At 68.5% G+C, this 21151-nt stretch carries 15 protein-coding genes; 7 read left to right on the plus strand and 8 right to left on the minus strand.

The genetic code is table 11. From position 1 onward, the window contains the following. The first annotated feature begins 46 nt into the window (after positions 1–46). A complete protein-coding gene (locus tag NRB56_RS04585) occupies positions 47–1207 on the plus strand; it encodes an alpha-hydroxy-acid oxidizing protein (RefSeq protein WP_319942549.1) in 1161 nt (386 codons plus the stop codon). Positions 1208–1689: 482 nt separating this feature from the next. On the opposite strand, the gene uvrA is transcribed toward NRB56_RS04585, so the two are convergent. After that, the gene (gene uvrA, locus NRB56_RS04590; protein ID WP_319942550.1) at positions 1690–4698 is read right to left on the minus strand and encodes an excinuclease ABC subunit UvrA; all 3009 of its coding nucleotides are present in this window, start codon (positions 4696–4698) and stop codon (positions 1690–1692) included. A 292-nt stretch (positions 4699–4990) separates the two neighbouring features. On the opposite strand from uvrA, the gene NRB56_RS04595 reads away from it, so the two are divergent. Both NRB56_RS04595 and NRB56_RS04600 read left to right on the plus strand, forming a co-directional pair. Next, positions 4991–6334, plus strand: a complete 1344-nt coding sequence (locus NRB56_RS04595; protein WP_319942551.1) for a diguanylate cyclase domain-containing protein — start codon at positions 4991–4993, stop codon at positions 6332–6334. Positions 6335–6473: 139 nt separating this feature from the next. Beyond that, the gene (locus NRB56_RS04600; RefSeq protein WP_319942552.1) at positions 6474–8786 is read left to right on the plus strand and encodes a HelD family protein; all 2313 of its coding nucleotides are present in this window, start codon (positions 6474–6476) and stop codon (positions 8784–8786) included. A gap of 304 nt (positions 8787–9090) precedes the next feature. On the opposite strand, the gene NRB56_RS04605 is transcribed toward NRB56_RS04600, so the two are convergent. From NRB56_RS04605 to NRB56_RS04615, 3 genes are all read right to left on the minus strand, one after another. Next, positions 9091–9543, minus strand: coding sequence for a universal stress protein (locus NRB56_RS04605; protein ID WP_153339241.1), 453 nt, complete (start codon positions 9541–9543; stop codon positions 9091–9093). A gap of 414 nt (positions 9544–9957) precedes the next feature. Next, positions 9958–10374 (minus strand): DoxX family protein, encoded by a 417-nt coding sequence (locus tag NRB56_RS04610; protein WP_153339242.1) that lies wholly within the window; start codon positions 10372–10374, stop codon positions 9958–9960. Positions 10375–10470: 96 nt separating this feature from the next. Beyond that, positions 10471–11292 carry an AraC family transcriptional regulator gene (locus tag NRB56_RS04615; RefSeq protein WP_319942553.1) on the minus strand — a complete coding sequence of 274 codons (822 nt, stop codon included), beginning with the start codon at positions 11290–11292 and terminating at the stop codon, positions 10471–10473. Between the two features lie 160 nt (positions 11293–11452). On the opposite strand from NRB56_RS04615, the gene NRB56_RS04620 reads away from it, so the two are divergent. Beyond that, positions 11453–11923 carry a VOC family protein gene (locus NRB56_RS04620; RefSeq protein ID WP_153339244.1) on the plus strand — a complete coding sequence of 157 codons (471 nt, stop codon included), beginning with the start codon at positions 11453–11455 and terminating at the stop codon, positions 11921–11923. A 494-nt stretch (positions 11924–12417) separates the two neighbouring features. On the opposite strand, the gene uvrB is transcribed toward NRB56_RS04620, so the two are convergent. Continuing rightward, positions 12418–14604 (minus strand): excinuclease ABC subunit UvrB, encoded by a 2187-nt coding sequence (uvrB, locus tag NRB56_RS04625; RefSeq protein ID WP_153339245.1) that lies wholly within the window; start codon positions 14602–14604, stop codon positions 12418–12420. A 214-nt stretch (positions 14605–14818) separates the two neighbouring features. Between uvrB and NRB56_RS04630 the strand changes: the two genes are divergently transcribed. Further along, positions 14819–15373: a DUF402 domain-containing protein gene (locus NRB56_RS04630; protein WP_153339246.1), complete on the plus strand. Its 555-nt coding sequence runs from the start codon at positions 14819–14821 to the stop codon at positions 15371–15373. A 47-nt stretch (positions 15374–15420) separates the two neighbouring features. Then, positions 15421–15954, plus strand: a complete 534-nt coding sequence (locus NRB56_RS04635) for a DUF402 domain-containing protein (protein ID WP_153339247.1) — start codon at positions 15421–15423, stop codon at positions 15952–15954. A gap of 4 nt (positions 15955–15958) precedes the next feature. Here the strand turns inward: NRB56_RS04635 and coaE are convergent, their stop codons facing one another. Continuing rightward, complete coding sequence (gene coaE / locus NRB56_RS04640; protein ID WP_406603430.1) at positions 15959–17116, minus strand: dephospho-CoA kinase; 1158 nt, start codon at positions 17114–17116, stop codon at positions 15959–15961. 383 nt (positions 17117–17499) lie between these two features. On the opposite strand from coaE, the gene NRB56_RS40410 reads away from it, so the two are divergent. Then, positions 17500–17634, plus strand: coding sequence for a hypothetical protein (locus tag NRB56_RS40410; protein ID WP_406603431.1), 135 nt, complete (start codon positions 17500–17502; stop codon positions 17632–17634). An 86-nt stretch (positions 17635–17720) separates the two neighbouring features. On the opposite strand, the gene NRB56_RS04650 is transcribed toward NRB56_RS40410, so the two are convergent. Further along, positions 17721–19250: a phospholipase C gene (locus NRB56_RS04650; RefSeq protein ID WP_153339250.1), complete on the minus strand. Its 1530-nt coding sequence runs from the start codon at positions 19248–19250 to the stop codon at positions 17721–17723. Positions 19251–19458: 208 nt separating this feature from the next. Beyond that, positions 19459–20931 carry a 30S ribosomal protein S1 gene (rpsA, locus tag NRB56_RS04655; protein WP_153339251.1) on the minus strand — a complete coding sequence of 491 codons (1473 nt, stop codon included), beginning with the start codon at positions 20929–20931 and terminating at the stop codon, positions 19459–19461. Positions 20932–21151: the final 220 nt, after the last annotated feature.

A 21151-nucleotide genomic window follows, 5' to 3' on the forward strand; every position in this document is an offset into this window, starting at 1 on the left:
ATTTGGCAGAATCCTGCACTTACCGTGCCGCGAGAAGGGACAGCCAGTGGCATTCGCCGACTTCCAGAACGAGATCTACTTCGCCGGCCTGCTCGGGATCCAGCCGACCCTGCCCATGAGTTACGCCGGATGGGAGGAACGCGCCCGGCAGGCGCTGCCACCGTCGGTGCTGTCCTACGTCGCGGGCGGCGCGGGCGACGAGCGGACGCAGAACGCCAATGTCACCGCGTTCGACCGCTGGGGCCTGGTGCCGCGGATGTTCGTCGGCGCGGCGGAACGGGACCTGTCGATCGACCTGTTCGGCCTGACGCTGCCCTCCCCCCTCTTCCTCGCCCCCGTCGGCGTGATCGGGTTGTGCACCCAGGACGGCCACGGCGACCTGGCGACCGCGCGCGCCGCGGCGCGCACCGGCGTCCCGATGGTCGCCTCCACGCTGACGGTCGACCCGCTGGAACAGGTGGCCGCCGAATTCGGCGACACCCCCGGCTTCTTCCAGCTGTACACACCGAAGAACCGCGATCTCGCCGCGAGCCTGGTCCACCGCGCCGAACAGGCCGGCTACCAGGGCATCGTCGTCACCCTCGACACCTGGATCACCGGCTGGCGACCCCGCGACCTGGGCGCCAGCAACTTCCCCCAACTCCGCGGCCACTGCCTGGCCAACTACACCAGCGACCCGGTCTTCCGCGCCACCCTCGACAAGACTCCCGAGGAGGACCCCCGCGCGGCGATGCTGGCCTGGGTCCAGACCTTCGGCAACCCGCTCACCTGGAACGACCTGCCCTGGCTGCGCTCCCTGACCGACCTGCCACTGATCGTCAAGGGCATCAACCACCCCGAGGACGCCCGCCGCGCCAAGGACGCCGGCGCCGACGCCGTCTACTGCTCCAATCACGGTGGGCGCCAAGCGAACGGCGGCCTGCCCGCCCTCGACGTCCTCCCCGAGGTGGTCGCCGCCGCCGACGGCCTCCCCGTCCTGTTCGACTCCGGCATCCGCAGTGGCGCCGACATCGTCAAGGCCCTCGCCCTCGGCGCCACCGCCGTCGGCATCGGCCGCCCCTACGTCTGGGGCGCCGCCCTCGCCGGCACCGACGGCGTCGTCCACGTCCTCCGCGCCCTCCTCGCCGAAACCGACCTGATCATGGCCGTCGACGGCTACCCCACCCTCGCCGACCTCACCCCCGACACCCTCCGCCTGGTCCGCTGATCCGGTTCGCTCGTCACCCGCAACGCCATCGACCGGAAACATGAACACCGCCGGGGTAGGCACCTTTCGGAGCCGTCGACAGGGCAACATAGTCGGCGCCCCGGCGGCCGTCGGTATCACCGCACAAAACAGGGCGAAATGTGCCCGCCGGACGACACACAACGCTGCCACGTTCCGATACTACAAATCTCCCGCAGTGCAGCCAGCACGATAAGCCCTACGCTGTAATACGTTGTGCGCGTGGGCTGAAGGAACGACGATGAGCATGATCGGCCCGAAAGCCGGTGCACCACAGCCGATTCCGGCGCTGCATTCGATCACCATGGGCGCGTAGATCAGGCACAATATTCCGATCGCCGTCCATGCTGTGATGTCGGCTTGTGGCCCAGACCAACTCGCTCGCCGATGCCGCGGCCGCGTGGCATCCGGATGCGCTCGGCAACCGGATGCTCGGCGACCGGTCATTTCCGGCGAGTAGTGGCTCAGCGGAGAGCGGCGGCGCGGCGCCGGGCGGCGGCGGCGCGTTTCGGGTCGGCTTCGGGAGGCTTCTTGGTGGCGGCCTTCTTTGCTGTTTTCTTGGCGGTGGGTTTGGCGGATGAAGAGGTGGTGGTACGGCGGGCCGAGGCCGACGGTTCGGCAGGGGTCAACGCTCCGGAGAGGAATTGGCCGGTGTAACTGCCGGGGACGGCGGCGATCTCTTCCGGGGTGCCCTGGGCGACGATGGTGCCGCCGCCGGAACCGCCCTCCGGGCCCATGTCGATGACCCAGTCCGAGGTTTTGATCACGTCGAGGTTGTGTTCGATGACGATGACCGTGTTGCCCTTGTCGACCAGGCCGTTGATGACGCCGAGGAGTTTGCGGATGTCCTCGAAGTGAAGGCCGGTGGTGGGCTCGTCGAGGATGTAGACGGTGCGGCCGGTGGAGCGTTTCTGGAGTTCGGCCGCCAGTTTCACTCGCTGGGCCTCGCCGCCGGAGAGGGTGGGGGCGCTCTGGCCGAGGCGGACGTAGCCGAGGCCGACGTCCACCAGGGTTTTCAGGTAGCGGTGGATCGAGGTGACCGGTTCGAAGAAGTCGGCGGCCTCGTCGATGGGCATGTCGAGGACCTCGGCGATGGTCTTGCCCTTGTAGTGGACTTCCAGGGTTTCCCGGTTGTAGCGGGCGCCGTGGCAGACCTCGCAGGGGACGTACACATCGGGGAGGAAGTTCATCTCGATCTTCAGGGTGCCGTCGCCCGAACAGGCCTCGCAGCGGCCGCCTTTGACGTTGAACGAGAAGCGGCCCGGCTGATAGCCGCGCACCTTCGCCTCGGTGGTGGCGGCGAAGAGAGTGCGGATCTTGTCGAAGACGCCGGTGTAGGTCGCGGGGTTGGAGCGGGGGGTGCGGCCGATCGGCGACTGGTCGACCTGGACCAGTTTGTCGAGGTGGTCGAGGCCGTTGATGCGGGTGTGGCGGCCGGGCACCTGGCGGGCGCCGTTGAGTTTGTTCGCCAGGACGGTGGCCAGGATGTCGTTGACCAGGGTGGACTTGCCCGAGCCGGAGACGCCGGTGACGGCGGTCAGGACACCCAGGGGGAAGTTCACGTCGATGTCGCGGAGGTTGTGCTCGTTCGCGCCGATGACGGTGAGCTGGCGCTTCTTGTCCACCGGACGGCGGACCATCGGGACCTCGATGCGTTCGCGGCCCGAAAGGTACGCTCCCGTCAGCGAATTCGGGTCGGCCAGCAGGCCGGGATACGGTCCGCTGTAGACCACCTGACCGCCGTGCTCGCCGGCCAGCGGGCCGATGTCCACCACCCAGTCGGAGGCGTGGATGGTGTCCTCGTCGTGCTCGACGACGATCAGCGTGTTGCCGAGACTCTTGAGGCGCGTGAGGGTTTCGATGAGCCGTCGGTTGTCACGCTGGTGCAGGCCGATGGACGGCTCGTCGAGCACGTACAGCACGCCGACCAGACCCGAGCCGATCTGGGTGGCCAGCCGGATGCGCTGGGCCTCACCGCCGGACAGGGTGGCGGCGGCCCGGGACAGGGTCAGGTACTCGAGACCCACGTCGAGCAGGAAGCCGAGCCGCGCCTGGATCTCCTTGAGCACCTGACCGGCGATGGCCGCCTCGCGCTCGCCCAGATCGAGCGTGTGGAGGAAGCGGGAACACTCGCGGATCGACAGATCACACACGGCGGCAATGGATTTGCGGCCCGCCTCGCTGTTCAGGGTGACGGCGAGGATCTCCGGGCGCAGCCGGGCGCCACTACAGACGGGGCACGGGACGTCCCGCATGTAGCCGTCGTAGTGCTCCTTCATCTGCTCGGACTCGGTGTTGTCGAGCCGCCGCTGCAGGAAGGGCATGACGCCCTCGAAATCGGCGTAGTACGAACGCTTGCGGCCGTACCGGTTGGTGTACGACACGTGCACCTGCTCGGAACTGCCCTCCAGCACCGCCTTGCGGACCTTCGCCGGCAACTGCCGCCACGGGGTGTCGAGGGAGAAGCCCAGCGCGTCGGCCAGGCCCGACAGCAGGCGGAGGAAGTATTCGGCGGTCTGCCCGCGCGACCACGGCGCGATGGCGCCCTCCGCCAGGCTCAGGTCCTGATCGGGCACCACCAGATCCGGGTCGACCTCCTTGCGGATGCCGAGACCGGTGCAGTCCGGGCAGGCGCCGTAGGGCGAGTTGAACGAGAACGACCGCGGCTCGAGATCCTCGATGTCGAGCGGGTGGCCGTTGGGGCAGGCCAGCTTCTCGGAGAAGCGGCGCTCCCGGTCGTGGGCGTGCTCGTCGCGGTCGACGAAGTCGAGCACCACGATGCCGTCGGCGAGGCGCAGCGCCGTCTCGATGGAATCGGTGAGGCGCTGCTTGGAGCTCGGCTTGACGGTGAGGCGGTCGATGACGACCTCGATGTCGTGCTTCTCCTGTTTCTTCAGCTTCGGCGGATCGGTCAGCTGATGCACCACGCCGTCGACCCGGACCCGGGAGTAGCCCTGGCCGTTGAGCTGGTCGAACAGGTCCACGAACTCGCCCTTGCGGGTGCGCACCACGGGCGCCAGCACCTGGAATTTGGTGCCCTCCGGCATGGCGAGAACCTGGTCGACGATCTGCTGCGGGGACTGTTTGGCGATCAGCTCACCGCAGACCGGGCAGTGCGGGGTGCCCGCCCGCGCGTAGAGCAGGCGCAGATAGTCGTAGACCTCGGTGATGGTGCCCACGGTGGACCGCGGGTTGCGGTTGGTGGACTTCTGGTCGATCGATACCGCCGGCGACAGGCCCTCGATGAAGTCGACGTCGGGCTTGTCCATCTGGCCCAGGAACTGCCGCGCGTAGGCCGACAGCGATTCGACATACCGGCGCTGACCCTCCGCGAAGATGGTGTCGAAGGCCAGACTCGACTTGCCCGAACCGGACAACCCGGTGAACACGATGAGACTGTCGCGGGGCAGGTCGAGGTCGACCCCCTTGAGGTTGTGCTCCCGCGCTCCGCGCACCGTCAGGCGATCCGACACTGGCCGTCCCTTCTCCCACGTAATTTCGGCAATCAGAACTACCCCGCCGCCATGCTAGGCACACCCACCGACAAAAATCGGCGGAGGTCGATTCGACCAGGTCACACCAGGCGGGACGGCAGCGGGACCCAACCTCCGAGTACGGTGTGAACATCGTCGGCAACGTTGCCGCGCGAACCGCTCACCTGTAATGATCGACGATCGTAGGCCGCGGGACGCGACCCCGGCAGCCGCGGTGGCGGTCCCGCACGGCATTCCAGTGACGTGAGTCTCCGACGGACGGGAGGTGCACGTGGTTCACGACCAGGACGGCCGGATCCCCGGCGCGCCCGACGTCGAGCAGCTCGCGCTGCTGTATCGCGATCTCGTCGAGCACAGCCCGTCATCGCTCATCATGCACGACGGCCGGTACATCGTCTTCATGAATCCCGCCGCCGAGCGGCTGCTGGGCGCCACCGAGCCGGATCAGTTGATCGGCCGGGAGGTGACCGATTTCATCGCGCCCGCCTACCTTCCCGACATGCGGCGGCGGTTGCTGGAACTGCAAGAGACCGGCGACACGTCCGAACGGACCGAACTGACCATCGTGCGTGACGACGGCGACACCGTCGAGGTGGAGGCCGTCGCGGTGCTCACCGTCTGGCAGGGCCGCCGCGCCTACCAGGTGGTCGTCTACGACATGAGCGCGCAGCGCCACGCCGAGGCCGCGCAGCGCCGCGCCGAGATGTACTTCACCGCCGTGGTGGAGCAGCTCGAGGAGGGCGTGACCGTGATCGACCGCAACGGCCGCATCGAATCGGTCAACCCGGCGGCGAAACGCATGTTCGGCAACGAGGGGGCGGACCTGGTCGGCGTGTCCATTCTCACCCTGCCGATACAGTTCCTCGACATGAACGGCCAGCCGCTACCGCTGTCGCGATATCCGGTGTTCCACACCATCGCCACCGGCGAGCCGATCACCGACTACGTCTTCGGCGTGGACCGCACCGACGGGCAGCGACGCTGGATCTCGGCGTCGGCCCGCCGCCTGATCGCCGACGACCCCGAATCGCCCGCGGTGTGCTCGTTCAACGACATCACCGATCAGCGGGCCAGCCGCAAACAGCTCGAATTCCAGGCCACCCACGACCCGCTGACCGGCCTGGCCAACCGCTCGCTCGTGCTGGCCCGGCTCGCCGCCGCCCTGGGCAGCACCGGCCGGAAACCGGTCGCGGCCGTGCTGTTCATCGATCTGGACGGATTCAAGAAGATCAACGACACGCTCGGCCACGCGGTCGGCGACACGGTGTTGCAGATCGCGGCGCAGCGCCTGCAGCGGGGGCTGCGAGAGGAGGACACGCTCGGCCGCATCGGCGGCGACGAATTCCTGGTACTGCTGTCGGGCCAGGTCCGGGCGGACGATCTGGACGCGCTGGTCGCCCGGCTGCGACGAACCATGACCGAGCCGATCATCGCCCGCGGGCATCGCATCCGGGTCGACGCCACCATCGGGGTCACCGAGCTGAACGCCAACGAGACGCGGTCCCCCGAGGCCGTCCTGCACGATGCCGACCTGGCCATGTATCGCGCGAAGCCGGCGAGCCGCCGCGACGGCGACGTCCGGCCACGGCGCTCGAACACCACCCACGCCTCGTGAATCGACACCTCGGCGCAACCCGCTCACCTGCGGCTACGACGTTGCCTGGAATATCCCACTAAACTCGACAACTCTGTTCTCAGCACGGATCGACCCTGCCGGTCCGGACACGCACCCCGTGGTGACAAGGAGTTCCGCTGTGCCCGACCGTCTCACCGAGGAGCATGTGACGACCGATCGTGCGGCCGAGCTCGAGCAGGAGCAGACCCACGTGAGCCGGTTGTACCAACGGCTGGACGAGATGCGCGCCTATGCGCAGCGCCGGCTGCGCGAGGTGCTGCTGGAGACCGGGGGCACCCCGCAGGCCCGCAGCGAGCGCGAGTCCTTCACCCAGCTGTACAGCGAGGACCTGGCGAAATACGATGCCGCCGAGCACGGGCTGTGCTTCGGCCGCATCGACCTCACCCCGGGCGACGGCGACCCCGCGGATCCGGACGGCGGCCGCCGCTACATCGGCCGCCTCGGCATCCTCGACGAGGACGACGACTACGCCACGCTGCTGCTGGACTGGCGGGCTCCGCTGGCCCGGCCCTTCTACCTCGCCACCACCGCCGCGCCCGACGGCGTGATCCGGCGGCGGCACATCCGCACCCGCAATCGCGCGGTCACCTCGGTCACGGACGAATTCCTGGATCTGGACACCGCCCGCGCGGCCGGCGCCGAATCCGCCGACGGCGGGGTGGGCAGCGAGAGCGCGCTGCTCGCGGCGCTGAACGCGGCCCGCACCGGTCACATGACCGACATCGTCGAGACCATCCAGCACGAGCAGGACGCCATCATCCGCTCCGAGCACAAGAGTGTGCTGGTGGTGCAGGGCGGGCCGGGCACCGGCAAGACCGCGGTGGCGCTGCACCGCGCGGCCTACCTGCTCTACACGTACCGCCGGCAACTGGACAAGGCCGGCGTGCTGATCATCGGCCCGAACCGCACCTTCCTGGACTACATCGGCCAGGTGCTGCCCTCGCTCGGCGAGACCGGGGTGCTGCTGTCGACGGTCGGCAACCTGTACCCGGGGGTACGGGCCACCCTGGAGGACAGCCTGCGCGCCGGTGAGCTGAAGGGTTCGACCGCGATCCTGGAGGTCCTCAAGCAGGCTGTCCGCGACCGGCAGGAGGTGCCGCCGGATCCGGTCCGGCTGTCGTTCGACGGTTATCAGCTGATCCTGGACCGGAAGATCGTCACCAAGGCCCGTGGCCGGGCCCGCTCGTCGCGACGGCCGCACAACCTGGCACGGCCGATCTTCGCGGCCTCGGTGGTGGACGCGCTCACCGATCAGCTGGCCGACACGATGGGCAAGGACCTCACCGGCGGCAAGAATCTGCTGAGCCAGACCGATCTGACCGAGATCCGCGACGAGATGCGCGCCGATCGTGACATCCAGGCGGTCATCGCGCGATTGTGGCCGATCCTGACGCCGCAGGAGGTGCTGGCCGGGCTCTGGGCCGATCCGGATCGGCTCGCCCGAGCCGGCGGCGCCCTGTCTCCGGAGGACCGCAAGGAATTGCACCGGGCGGATACCGGCGCGTTCAGCGCCGGCGACGCGCCGTTGCTGGACGAGCTGGCCGAACTGCTCGGCATCGATGATTCCGAGGAGCGCGAACGGTCCCGGCGCCGGTGGCGCGCCCAGCTGGAGGAGGCGCAGGACGCGCTCGACATCCTGACCGGTTCCGCGCCACAGGATCTGGAGGACGATCTGGATCCGGAGATCCTGATGGCATACGACCTCATCGACGCGAGCCAGCTGGCCGAGCGGCAGCATGTGCGGGACCGGCAGACCACCGCCGAGCGCGCCGCCGGCGACCGCACCTGGACCTACGGGCACGTCATCGTCGACGAGGCGCAGGAGCTCTCCGAGATGGCGTGGCGAATGGTGATGCGGCGCATCCCGAATCGGTGGATGACCGTGGTCGGCGACGTGGCGCAGACCGGCGATCCGGCCGGCGCGTCGTCCTGGCAGCGAGTGCTGGAACCCTATGTGGCACAACGCTGGAAGCTCACCGAGCTGACCGTCAACTACCGCACGCCCGCCGAGATCATGGCCGTCGCCGGGGATGTGCTGGCCGCCATCGACCCCGCCGCCGGGGAGCCGCGGTCGGTGCGCGAATCCGGCCACCCGCCCACCGCGATCCGGGTCGCGGCCGACGGGATCGCCGCGGAGGCGAAGCGGCTGGTGGCCGACGAGGCACCACGGCCGGGGATCGCCGCGGTCCTGGCACCGCATTCACTGATCAGCGAATTGTCCGCGCTCGCAGACGATTCCGTGCAGGTGCTGACCGTGCACGACGCCAAGGGGCTGGAGTTCGACGCGGTGATCCTGGTGGAGCCGCGCGAGATCCTCGCCGAATCGCCGCGCGGGCTCAACGACCTCTACGTGGCACTCACCCGCGCCACCCAGCGCCTGACCGTGGTGCACACCGGCGAACTGCCGGAGGTTCTGCACCGGCTGGGTTAGCGCCCGCATCGGCCGGGACCGGTGTCGGGGGCCGCGCGCGATCGGCGGCCCCGGCAGCGTGCAGGCCGATCGGCGGCCCGGCAGCGTGCAGCGCGATCGGCGGCCCCGGCAGCGCGCAGCCCGATCGGCGGCCCGGCAGCGTGCAGCCCGATCGGCGGCCCGGCAGCGGATTCCGCTACTGAACCGCCCGGGCGAGCAATCCGACATCGCGCAGCCCGCACCGAACGCGGCCCGGCGGCCCGGCGGTCCGGCATGCGTGCGGCCCCGACCTGAGCAGGTCGGGGCCGCAGCGGGTGGACGTATATCAGCGGACGGTGTGGACGATCAGTACGTCGGTGCGCGACTTGCGGGCGACGTCCGAGGGCACCGAACCCAGCAATCGGCCGGCGAGCGTGTTGAGGCCGCGGTTGCCGACGACCAGCAGGTCGGCGTCGAGTTCCTTCACCAGGTTCAGCAGCGACTCCACCGGCTCGCCCACGATGGCGCGGTCGACCACGTCGGTGGCGCCCACCGCCTGGGCCCGGTCCCGCGCGGTCCGCAGGATCTCGTTGGTGGGCGCGGAACCACGCACCTGGTAAGCCTCGTCCTTGAGCACGTCGGCCGCGGCGGCGACGTCCCGGTCGTCGGTCGGGTAGAACGCACAGACCACATACAGGGTGGCGCCCGCGTCCGCGGCCAGCGAAGCCGCCTTGTCGACGGCGACATACGACGAGTCCGACCCATCGGTACCGACGACGATGGTCCGGTAGGCGGTCATGTGTCCTCCAAATGTACGGTTCTTCGGTGCCGGTGCGTTTCCCCCACCGGCGGCACTGCGCTAAACCATAGCCGCCCGGCGCAGGGTGAAACTCGGAATGCACGACATCACACCCGTATGCCGTAAAGCGCACCGCCGCATTCGTGTCGCGGAATCGCGGCGCGACCGCATCACCTGCGCGGATTCCGGGAGCGAGGAGAGTTTCGTCGCAAACCCGAACGGTATTGTGTCCCTGGGATTTCCGTCACATCCCGGCGCACCGGCCGGGAAAAAGTGAAACCGTCGTGCACCGCCCGGGATCGGCACTCGTCGTGAACACTCACAATGGCGACGGTACGTTCCTTGTCGCACACCGCGAAGGCCCTTCGGAGAGTGCCATTCCCGATATGGCACAAAGCGAATCCGGTCGCGGAATCAGTGCAGGGTGAACAGCGGACCGGTGATCATCAGGCCGAGATGCCGCTCGTGGGCGAAGAACGCGAACAGCGCCAGGGCAGCGCCCATCAGGGCGATGTTCTTGTTGAAGTTGATCATCTCGGACTGCTTCACCTGCGGGTCGGACTCCTGCCAGAAGGTGTGCATCATGAAGGTGGTCGGGATCAGGAACACCAGGATCAGCAGACAGCCCAGGTCCGCCCAGATGCCGAGCAGCACCATCAATCCGGCGACCAGCGCCAGGACGCCCGAGCCCACGACCGCCGCCTTCGCCGCGGGTACGCCCTTGGCCGTCGCGTACGCGGCCATCCCCTCCGACTGGGCGAAATGCCCGAACGAGGACAAAATGAACAGCAGGGCGAACAGGATCCGCCCGATCAGCACCACCACACTCATCGCCAGGACCTCCGTTGTCGGCGCCGTGTTCCCGGCGGCGTCTCGGGCTTTGCGCGGATGCGTTCCTGTGAGGCTAAGTCCGTAGCGAAGCGTTCGCTAGAGGTCGTTATCGACCAGCCGCGCATACGCGACCGGAGGCATCCCGACCTCCCGGGCGAATTCCCGGGCAAAGTGCGCCTGGTCGTAGTAGCCGAGTTCCAGCGCCAGTGCCGCGACGTCGTCGGTGCGGCCACCGGCGAGCAGGTGTGCCCCGTCCTGCAGGCGATAACGCCGCAGCACCCATTTCGGCCCGGCCCCGACGTACCGGCGGAACAGCCGCTGCAGGGTCCGCATCGGCACCTCGAAGCGTTCGGTGACCTGATCGACCCGGGTGAGTTCGCGATCGTGCTCCATCGCGTCGACGATCCGCAGCACCAGCCGGTACGAGGGGTCGTCCGGGGCCCGCTCGGCCGCGTCGGCGAAGAACGCCTCGACGATCTCCCGGCGCTCGGCCATGGTCACGGCCGCGAGGACCTTCTCGGTCAGTCCGACCGCATCGGGCAGGACGGTGGTGAGTTCCACGGCGGTATCCCGGAAGGCGCCGACATCCAGGCCGGTGAAGGCGCCGAAACCGCCGGGCCGGAACTTCATCCCGAACGTCTCACCGACTCCCGACAACGGTCGCACGAACTTCGCCGTGCACACGCCGTTGACGAACCCGCCGCTGCGGCTGTGCGTGGCCTCGAAGGTGACGTTGACACACGGATACGGGAGCACCTCGGCCTCGTAATCCGGCCGGCCTCGCAGGTCCCACGCCACCGCCCAGTACCAGTCGAGGAATCGGGCCAGCTCCGAGCCGGGCGGCAGCCGTTGCAGGCTGCGGTGCCGCTCCTGCTCGACGGGATGCAGGATGGCCTTCGAAGCGTCCGGTGGCCGCACCGGAACTACCTCCGGGACAACACTTTTCACGCCGTCACGGCTCTCCGGCCGTGGTCCCGGCATGTCACGGCCGGTGGATTCCACGACCCACTCCCCCCGCGCCGGTGCGCTGTCGCGTTCTTCCAAGACCTCCGGTCCGCATCCGACGAGAGTGGATGCCATGACCAACACCGTGAATCCGATCCCCGAGGGCTACCACAGCATCACCTGCTTCCTCGCTGTCCCCGACGGCAACAAGGCCATCGAGTTCTATCGCGCGGTCTTCGGCGCGGAGGTGCTGAGCCGCAACGACATGCCCGACGGCCAGCCCGCCCACGCCGAACTGCTGATCGGCGATTCGACCATCCAGCTCGGCCTGCCGATCCCTGACCACGGCCTGCGTGCACCGGCGGACGACTGGGTGCACACCAGCATCGTGCACTACTGCCCGGACGCGGACGCCGTGATCAAGCTGGCCCGCGAGCACGGCGCCCGCCGCGCCGAGGACCCCGAAACCTTCGTCACCGGCGATCGCTACGGCCTGGTGATGGACCCCTTCGGCCACCGCTGGGTGATCATGACGAGGGTCGAGGACGTCCCCCGCGAGGAGGCCGAGCGCCGCGTCAACGAATGGATGGCGACCCAGAGCTGAGCGGCCCGGGGACCGGCCCACATCGATGACTCCGGACGGTGTGCCCGGAGCGGCGGGCCGGCCCAGCCCCGTTCCCTCCGTGCCGACAGTCCCGATGCCGAGTCCCCCGCCCAGCCCCGTTCCCTCCGTGCCGACAATCCCGATGCCGAGTCCCCCGCCCAGCCCCGTTCCCTCCGTGCCGACAGTCCCGATGCCAACTTCCCGGCCCAGGATGCGGCCCGCCGCCCCGTGGTGTGCCCAGCCCGCCACGCTGCGGCGTCTTCGGCCGGGCGGGCAGCGGTATCCCCGTTCCGGTGCGCTACGGGACCCGTGGCAGATCGCGACCGGCAAGGACGCTCCCGTCCGCATCGCCGACGCGGAAAAGCGTGCCCCGCAACTCATTTCAGCCCGGCCGCGGCATCCCCGTGCCGGTGCGCTACGGGATCGGCGGCCGATCGCGACCCGCAAGGACGCTCCCGTCCGCATCGCCGACGCGGAAAAGATTGCCCCGCAACTCATTTCAGCCCGGCCGCGTCCATGCCCCGCAGTTCCTTCTTCAGGTCCGCGATCTCGTCGCGGAGGCGGGCGGCGAGTTCGAATTGGAGTTCGCGGGCGGCGTTCATCATCTGGTCGGTCATCTCCTTGACCAGGTCGGCGAGTTCGGCGCGTGGCATGTTCTTCACGTCGCGGCCCTCGTAGACACCGGCGCTGACCGCGCGGCCCGGTTCGCCCTGTGCCCGGCGGCCGCGGGTGACGTTGCGACCGGAACCGCCGACCTCGACCTCCGTCTCCTCGGCCTCGCGATACACCTGGTCGAGGATGTCGGCGATCTTCTTGCGCAGCGGCGCGGGCTCGATGCCGTTGGCCTCGTTGTAGGCGACCTGCTTGGCCCGGCGCCGCTCGGTCTCGTCGATGGCGTTGCGCATCGAGTCGGTGATCTTGTCGGCGTACATGTGGACCTCGCCGGACACGTTGCGGGCCGCGCGGCCGATGGTCTGCACGAGGCTGGTGGTGCTGCGCAGGAAGCCCTCCTTGTCGGCGTCGAGGATGGCGACCAGCGACACCTCCGGCAGGTCCAGGCCCTCGCGCAGCAGGTTGATGCCGACCAGCACGTCGTACTCGCCGAGCCGCAACTGACGCAGCAGTTCGACGCGGCGCAGCGTGTCGATCTCGGAGTGCAGGTACCGCACCCGGACCCCGAGACCCAGCAGATAGTCGGTGAGATCCTCGGACATCTTCTTGGTCAGCGTGGTGACCAGGACGCGTTCGTCGCGCTCGGTGCGCTGCCGGATCTCGTGCACCAGATCGTCGATCTGGCCCTTCGTGGGCTTCACCACGATCTTGGGGTCGACCAGGCCGGTCGGGCGGATGACCTGCTCCACGAACTCACCGCCGGACCGGCCGAGCTCGTACGGGCCGGGGGTGGCCGACATGTAGACGGTCTGGCCGATCCGGTCCGCGAACTCCTCCCAGGTCAGCGGGCGGTTGTCGACGGCGGACGGCAACCGGAACCCGAATTCGACCAGGTTCCGCTTGCGCGACATGTCGCCCTCGAACATGCCGCCGATCTGCGGCACGGTGTAGTGCGACTCGTCGATGATGAGCAGGAAGTCCTCGGGGAAGTAGTCGATCAGGGTGGCCGGCGCCGAACCGGCCGGGCGGCCGTCGATGTGCCGGGAGTAGTTCTCGATGCCGGAGCAGAACCCGACCTGCCGGATCATCTCCAGGTCGTACTGGGTGCGCATGCGCAGCCGCTGCGCCTCGAGCAGCTTGCCCTGCCGCTCCAGTTCGGCCAGCCGGTGCTCCAGCTCGGATTCGATATCGTGCATCGCGCGCTCCATCCGGTCCTGGCCCGCGATGTAATGGGTGGCCGGGAAGATGCGCAGCTTGTCGACCTGCCGCACCACATCGCCGGTGAGCGGATGCAGGTAGTACAGCGCCTCGATCTCGTCGCCGAAGAACTCGATGCGGACCGCCAGCTCCTCGTAGGAGGGGATGATCTCGACGGTGTCGCCGCGCACCCGGAAGGTGCCGCGAGTGAAGGCCATGTCGTTGCGGGTGTACTGGACGTCGACCAACAGCCGCAGCAACCGGTCGCGGTCGATCTCGCTGCCGACCTCCAGCAGGATCGATCGGTCGAGGTACGACTGCGGCGTGCCCAGGCCGTAGATGCACGACACCGTCGCGACCACCACGACGTCGCGCCGCGACAGCAGGCTCTGGGTGGCCGCGTGCCGCAGGCGCTCGACATCGTCGTTGATCGAGCTGTCCTTCTCGATGTAGGTGTCCGTCTGCGCGATGTACGCCTCGGGCTGGTAGTAGTCGTAGTACGAGACGAAGTACTCGACCGCGTTGTTCGGCAGCATCTCGCGCAGCTCGTTGGCCAGCTGCGCGGCCAGCGTCTTGTTGGGCGCCATGAGCAGCGTGGGCCGCTGCAGCTTCTCGATGAGCCAGGCCGCCGTCGCCGACTTACCCGTACCGGTGGCGCCGAGCAGCACCACATCCTTGTCGCCGCCGCGCAGCCGGTGCTCCAGCTCGGCGATGGCCGCCGGCTGGTCGCCGGCGGGCCGGTACTCGCTGATCACCTCGAACCGGCCGTCGGCCCGCTCGATCTCGCCGATCGGACGGAACTCCGAATGTGCCAGAGGGAGGTTCTCCGCGAGGGTCGAATCGTCGGCGGGGATCTCGGTCGCGAAAGCCATGTTCCCAGGGTAGGACCAGGCACCGACAAGAAACATCGACCGCGCGACATCACACACCGCTTCCGTGGCCGCTCGCGTGGCGCGCGACACACGGCCGCCAGCGGCGCGCCCGGCCGCCGGAGCCGATTCCGAGCCGTTACCCGGCGAATTCCCAGCACCGGAAGTTACCGTGCCTCACACGACCACGAAACCACGAGCTGACAGGACTCCACCGATGTCCATCCAGCACATCTCCGCACCGCACACCAGCGGGCAGCCGGACACCACCGCACACCGGCCGCGCATCGAGTACTTCGACCTCTCCGACCTGACCGGCACCGATGCCCGGGGCTTCGTCCACTCCGTGGAGACCTGCCACGCCACCGCCCGCGGCCTCTACGTGGCGCGCAAGGCCGACCGCGCCCCCTACCGTTACACCGAGTCCTGGCTGCTACCGGAGTTGTCGCTGCGCGCCACCGTGCACCACGTCGGCGCGGCCCACGACCGCGACCAGACCTACCACCTCGACCTCGGCGATTTCGCCCGGATCGGGCCGAAGCGCTGGAAGGCGGTCCTGCACTATCTGGACATCACCGTGCACAACGGGCATCCGCCGGTCCTGGGCGGCATCGACGAGTTGCTCGCCGCGCACTCGGCCGGCTACGTCGACCGGCAGCAGACCCGGCGGATCTTCGAACTCGCCAATCACGTGGTCGCCGGAATCGCCGCCCACGAGCAGAATTTCGACCGCTGGCTGGCCGCGCAGAACATCCGGCTGACCTGGCTGTGACCGGCGGATCCGGTGCGCCGCGGGCGCCGGCGGTAGATTCTGAGAACATGACCCAGGCGCATACGGTGAAGCTGCATCAACCGAAGATCGAATACTTCGATCTGGCCGATCTCACCAATACCGATCCGAAGGGATTCGTGCGGCCGGTCGAGCGTTACCGGGTCGAGCCGTGGGGCCTGTACATGGGCCGCCCCGCCGATCATCCGGAATTCCACTACATGGAGTCCTGGCTGCTACCGGGGCTATCGATCCGGGTCACGGTGTTCCACAACACTCCCGAGTTCCCGCGCGACCAGGACTATTACCTGGACATCGGCGAATTCGGGCCGACCACGCCGGAATTGTGGAAATCGGTCGACCATTACCTGGACATCAGCCTGCGCACCGGGCGTGGCGCCGACCTGCTGGATTCCGACGAGTTGCTGGCCGCGCACGCGGCCGGATACCTGGGCCTGGACGAATCCCGGCGCGCGATCGACACGGCGGCGGCCGCGCTCAGCGGGCTCGCCGCCCACGGTTACGACCTCGACGGCTGGCTGCGGTCCGAGGGTATGACGCTGACCTGGAAGGACCGCGGCTGACCGTTCAGCGCTCGCCGCTCGGTACCCGCGAGCGGATCTCGTCGACCCACGCGCGCTCGACGGCCCGGTAGGCGTCGACGGCCGCCGCGCCCGTCAGGCCCGCCGCCCTCGCCTCCGCATCGCGTTGCACGGTGGCGTACTCCGCGCGCGCGTCCGCGTCGGCTCGCAACCAGTCCCGGAAATCGAGCGCGAATCGCTGCTCCGGTGAACCGTCCACGCGCACATACAGATTCACCGCGCGGCCCGGATCGGTGTTGGCGTGCACCCGCTCTCCGGCCGAATCGGTGCCCGCCGCGGACTCGTCCACGCGCGGGAAGCCGATCGTAGCCAGCGGCTCGCGCAGCGCGTCGGCGGCGTCGGGATCGGCGACGGTGATCTGGATGTCGAGCACATCCGGGCCCGGCAGATCCGGCACCGCGGTGCCGCCGATGTGATCGATGCGCCGGGCCGTGGCGCCGGCGGCGGTCCACAGCCGTCCGATGATCCGCTGGGCCGCGTCCGCCCGGCCCGCGTCGGGCGCGACCGGCCGCAGCGGCCCGCGTGGGGCCGGGGTCCGGGTGCGCAGATGCTCCTCGTACGAGACCAGCCGCTCCCACAGCGCGGCCACCTGCGGGGCCAGGTCGTCCGGGCCGCCGTTGTTGTCCAGCAGCACATCCGCGGCGGCGCGGCGTTGTTCGTCGGTGGCCTGCGCCTTGATCCGGATCAGCGCGTCGGCGGCGGCGATACCGCGGTACTCCTCGAGGCGCCGCACCCGCACGTCGACCTCGGCCATCACGACGGCCACCAGGTTCAGCACCACCCCCATGCCGTTCTCGACCAGCAGCGGGACGTCCTGCACCACGATCGCGTCCGCGGGCGCGGCGTCGAGCAGTTCGGCGGCGCGCTTGCCGACGAGCGGATGGGTGATGCCGTTCAGCGTCGCCCGGGTCTCGTCGCTGGCGAAGGCCTTGGCCGCCAGTTCCGCTCGGTCCAGCCGGCCGTCCGCGTCGAGGATATCCGGCCCGAACGCCTCGACCAGCGCGGTCAGCCCCTCGGTACCCGGTTCCACGACCTCGCGGGCGATCGCGTCGCTGTCGATGAGCACGGCGCCGCGCTCCACCAGCCGCCGAGACACCGTCGACTTGCCCGCACCCATGCCTCCGGTGAGCCCCATTCGCAACACCGGATCAGTGTCGCATCCGCTGTCCGGATTCGCGCATGGTCCCCGCGCCCGCCGCCCGAGCGAACGGGAGTACCCACGCGCCCCGGCGCCTGCACCTCCGCCGCCCGGAAATTCCGTTCCGTGACCGGTGCGATATCGATTCGCAACTTTTTCCGACCGAACCGGACCTTCGGTCGGCAAACTTCCGACATGAAAGGTCAAGAGTTGATCAACTTTCGACCGAACCCACTTTTGTTCCGCTACTCTCGCCGCGGGCGATCCAGGCCGAGCAATCCGGCCATCCAGAGCGAGCAGAAGGAAGAGCATTGGGCATCGACAACACCCGGACGGGTCGCCACCGACTGGGGACTTCCGGCACCGTGCATTGTCGGCACATTCCCGCCGTGGCAACCGCTCTCGCGGAATACCGACGCTCCTGGCTCACCGCTCTGCTCAGTCCGGCGAGACATCGATTCCCGCTGCTGCGCGGGCGCACCTTCGCCCCGATCCGGCGCTGGACCCCCGTCCCCGCCGCCTGACCGCACGGAACAGCTACCGCCACAACACTTTTCGAACAGCAATCCACTCCGTCCCGGCGCAAACCGGGACGGAGTGTGGTTGCGGCTCAGACGATTCCGGTGGGACGGCGCCGAGTACCCGGCTCCTGCACCGGCATCCGGTTCGGCGGCACCGGATACGGGGTGCCCTTACCCGCGTAGCCGGCCGCGAGGTTCGGACCGCACTGGGCGAACGCCTCCGCGGTCCGGGAATTCGGATCGGTCACCCGCGGCGCCGCCGCGTCGGGAGCGGAACCGAAATCGAAGGCCGAGGTCATATCGCCGGTGACGCCGCGCCGCCATTTCGTCAGATTGGGCACCTCGACCCCGAAACGCCGTTCCAGCAAACGCAATTGCGAGGTGTGGTCGAAGGTTTCCGAGGCCACCAGCCCGCCCCGAGAATACGGCGAGATGACCCAGCACGGCACCCGATAGCCGAGCCCGATCGGGCCGGCCACGCCCTTGGCGGCGGGCACCCGGGCCAGATCCACGGTGAGGAATTCCCCCGGCGTGCCGGGCGGCGGGGTCGGCGGGGTCACGTGGTCGAAGAAACCGCCGTTCTCGTCGTACATGACGATCAGCGCGGTTTTCTCCCACACCGCCGGGTTCGAGGTGAGGATGTCGAGCACCTGCATGATGCCGACCGCGCCCAGAGCCGGCGGCAGCGCGGGATGTTCGCAGTTCAGCAGGGACGGGATCACCCAAGAGACCGCCGGCAGCCGGTTCGCGGCGACATCGGCGGCGAAGTCGTTGGGGTACACCGGATCCTTGCCGCGGCGCGACAGTTCGGAGTTCGGATCGGCGGCCTGCTTGAAGCAGCCCATCATGCCGTCCAGGACCACCGAGGAGATCGGGCCGAGGTCGCGGTTGTTGTAGATCTTCCAGCTCACCCCGGCCTCGGAGAGGTTCTCCGGGTAGGTGCGCCAGCTGTAGGCGTTCTGCGGGATCAGCGTCGGAGTCTCGACCAGCGGGCCGCCCGCGAGGCCGTCCGGGTCGATGCTCGCGGACATCCAGTACAGCCGGTTCGGGTCGGTCGGGCCGAGCACCGAGCAGTGGTAGTGATCGCAGAGGGTGAACGCGTCGGCGAGGTCGTGGTGCACCGGGATGTCGGCGCGGGTGTAGTAGCCCATCGCCGCCGGCCCGTTGCCGGCGCCGACGCTGTCGATCGACATCGGCATCCACCGGTCGTTGCTGCCACCGTTCCAGGACTCGTGCATACCCGCCCAGCTGTGGTCGGGATCGTTGACGCACTCACCGTCGAGGGACGCGCCCTGGGTGGTGTCGAGCCGGAACGGCAGCAGGTAGCCGTCGGGGGTCGGGCCGGTGCCGGGCTCGTAGCCGTACTGCTTCCACGCCGCGGACGGATCGTCGAAACCCCGGACCCCGGACATCGTGCCGAAGTAGTGGTCGAACGACCGATTCTCCTGCATCAGCAGCACGAAGTGCTCGATGTCGCCGAGACCGCCCATGCCGGCCGGATCGGCGGCGTGCGCCCGTTCGATGATCGGATTCGCCCAGGACGCCAGCGCCGCCACACCACCGGCCGCCATCGCCTTGGCCAAGAATTCCCGCCGGTTGATGCCGTCGAAGAGCCCCATGCTGCCGCTCGAACCTTTCGCCAGATGTGAAAGTCACACATTTTCACAGACAGCCGATGAGCGTAACCGACCCGCGACCGACCGGTCTGGCCGACGGGTGAACACGAGACGAACCCACGCCGATTCTCCCTCGCGCGCAGCGGGTTTTCGGTAGCGGAACGGCCGGAGGCCCCGGTCCATGGACCGGGGCCTCCGTCGTTCGTGCGAATTACGCGTTGCCGGAGAGCTTCTCCCGCAGCGCGGCGAGCTGCGCATCGCTGGCCAGCGAACCACCGGCCGGCTCCGACGAAGAAGAAGACTGCGCGGGAGCCTGCGAACCGCTCTCGGAGGAGTAGTTCGACGCCCCGCCCTTGGCGGCCTCGGCCGCGGCGTCGGCGGCCATCTTCTCCATCTGCGCGGTGTGCATCTTGTGGCGACGCTCCGCCTCCGCGTAGCGGCCTTCCCACTCTTCGCGCTGCTTGTCGAAGCCGTCGAGCCACTCGTTGGTGTCGGCGTCGAAGCCCTCGGGGAAGATGTAGTTGCCCTGGTCGTCGTAGCTGTCGGCCATGCCGTACTTCGACGGGTCGAACTCGGCGTGGTAGTCCTCGTTGGCCTGCTTCAGCGACAGCGAGATCCGGCGACGCTCGAGGTCGATGTCGATGACCTTGACCATCGCGTCGTCACCCACGGCCACGACCTGATCCGGCACCTCGACGTGGCGCTCGGCCAGCTCGGAGATGTGCACCAGGCCCTCGATGCCCTCCTCGACGCGGACGAACGCGCCGAACGGCACCAGCTTGGTGACCTTGCCCGGGACGATCTGGCCGATCGCGTGGGTGCGGGCGAACTGACGCCACGGATCTTCCTGAGTCGCCTTGAGCGACAACGAAACCCGCTCGCGGTCCAGGTCGACGTCGAGCACCTCGACGGTGACCTCCATGCCGACCTCGACGACCTCGGACGGGTGGTCGATGTGCTTCCAGGACAGCTCGGAGACGTGCACCAGGCCGTCCACCCCGCCCAGATCGACGAACGCGCCGAAGTTGACGATGGAGGAGACCACACCCTTGCGGACCTGGCCCTTCTGCAGCTGGTGCAGGAACTCGCTGCGGACCTCGGACTGGGTCTGCTCGAGCCAGGCGCGGCGGGACAGGACCACGTTGTTGCGGTTCTTGTCCAGCTCGATGATCTTGGCCTCGATCTCCTTGCCGACGTACGGCTGCAGATCGCGAACGCGGCGCATCTCGACCAGCGAGGCCGGGAGGAAGCCGCGGAGACCGATGTCGAGGATCAGACCACCCTTGACCACCTCGATGACGGTGCCCTTGACGGCCTCGTCCTTCTCCTTGAGCTCCTCGATGGTGCCCCACGCCCGCTCGTACTGCGCCCGCTTCTTCGACAGGATCAGCCGGCCTTCCTTGTCCTCCTTCGTGAGAACAAGAGCCTCGACCTCATCGCCCACGGAAACGACCTCGGACGGGTCGACATCGTGCTTGATGGACAGCTCGCGGGACGGGATCACGCCTTCGGTCTTGTAACCGATGTCGAGCAGGACCTCGTCCCGGTCGACCTTGACGATGGTGCCTTCGACGATGTCCCCGTCGTTGAAGTACTTGATCGTCTTGTCGATGGCGGCGAGGAAATCCTCGGCAGAGCCGATGTCGTTGACGGCTACCTGCGGCGAGGTGACGGTGGTGGGCATGTGTGAGGTTGCTCCGGACGGATTGTGGTCGGTAGTGGACATGTGGGCTTTCGGTTTTGCTGTGAAGTCACAGCGGTGGCACTAACGTTGACCTGCACAGCATTCGCTGCGACACAGCACAACGCGGTACTCACTGCATGCGTACTCACAGCACGTGCGTTTCAGCACGTACGTGTGAACACGCTTGCACTGAGGACACTCGCGGAAAACAGCGTACGCG

The sequence above is a fragment of the Nocardia aurantia genome, from assembly GCF_009604425.1.
GTDB classification, from domain to species: domain Bacteria; phylum Actinomycetota; class Actinomycetes; order Mycobacteriales; family Mycobacteriaceae; genus Nocardia; species Nocardia aurantia.

Coding starts and splice junctions, on each gene's coding strand:
- NRB56_RS04605 (WP_153339241.1), bottom strand. CDS start 9,543: ATGACCGCCTACCGGACCATCGTCGTCGGTACCGATGGGTCGGACTCG.
- NRB56_RS04610 (WP_153339242.1), bottom strand. CDS start 10,374: ATGAGTGTGGTGGTGCTGATCGGGCGGATCCTGTTCGCCCTGCTGTTC.
- NRB56_RS04620 (WP_153339244.1), top strand. CDS start 11,453: ATGACCAACACCGTGAATCCGATCCCCGAGGGCTACCACAGCATCACC.
- uvrB (WP_153339245.1), bottom strand. CDS start 14,604: ATGGCTTTCGCGACCGAGATCCCCGCCGACGATTCGACCCTCGCGGAG.
- NRB56_RS04630 (WP_153339246.1), top strand. CDS start 14,819: ATGTCCATCCAGCACATCTCCGCACCGCACACCAGCGGGCAGCCGGAC.
- NRB56_RS04635 (WP_153339247.1), top strand. CDS start 15,421: ATGACCCAGGCGCATACGGTGAAGCTGCATCAACCGAAGATCGAATAC.
- NRB56_RS04650 (WP_153339250.1), bottom strand. CDS start 19,250: ATGGGGCTCTTCGACGGCATCAACCGGCGGGAATTCTTGGCCAAGGCG.
- rpsA (WP_153339251.1), bottom strand. CDS start 20,931: ATGCCCACCACCGTCACCTCGCCGCAGGTAGCCGTCAACGACATCGGC.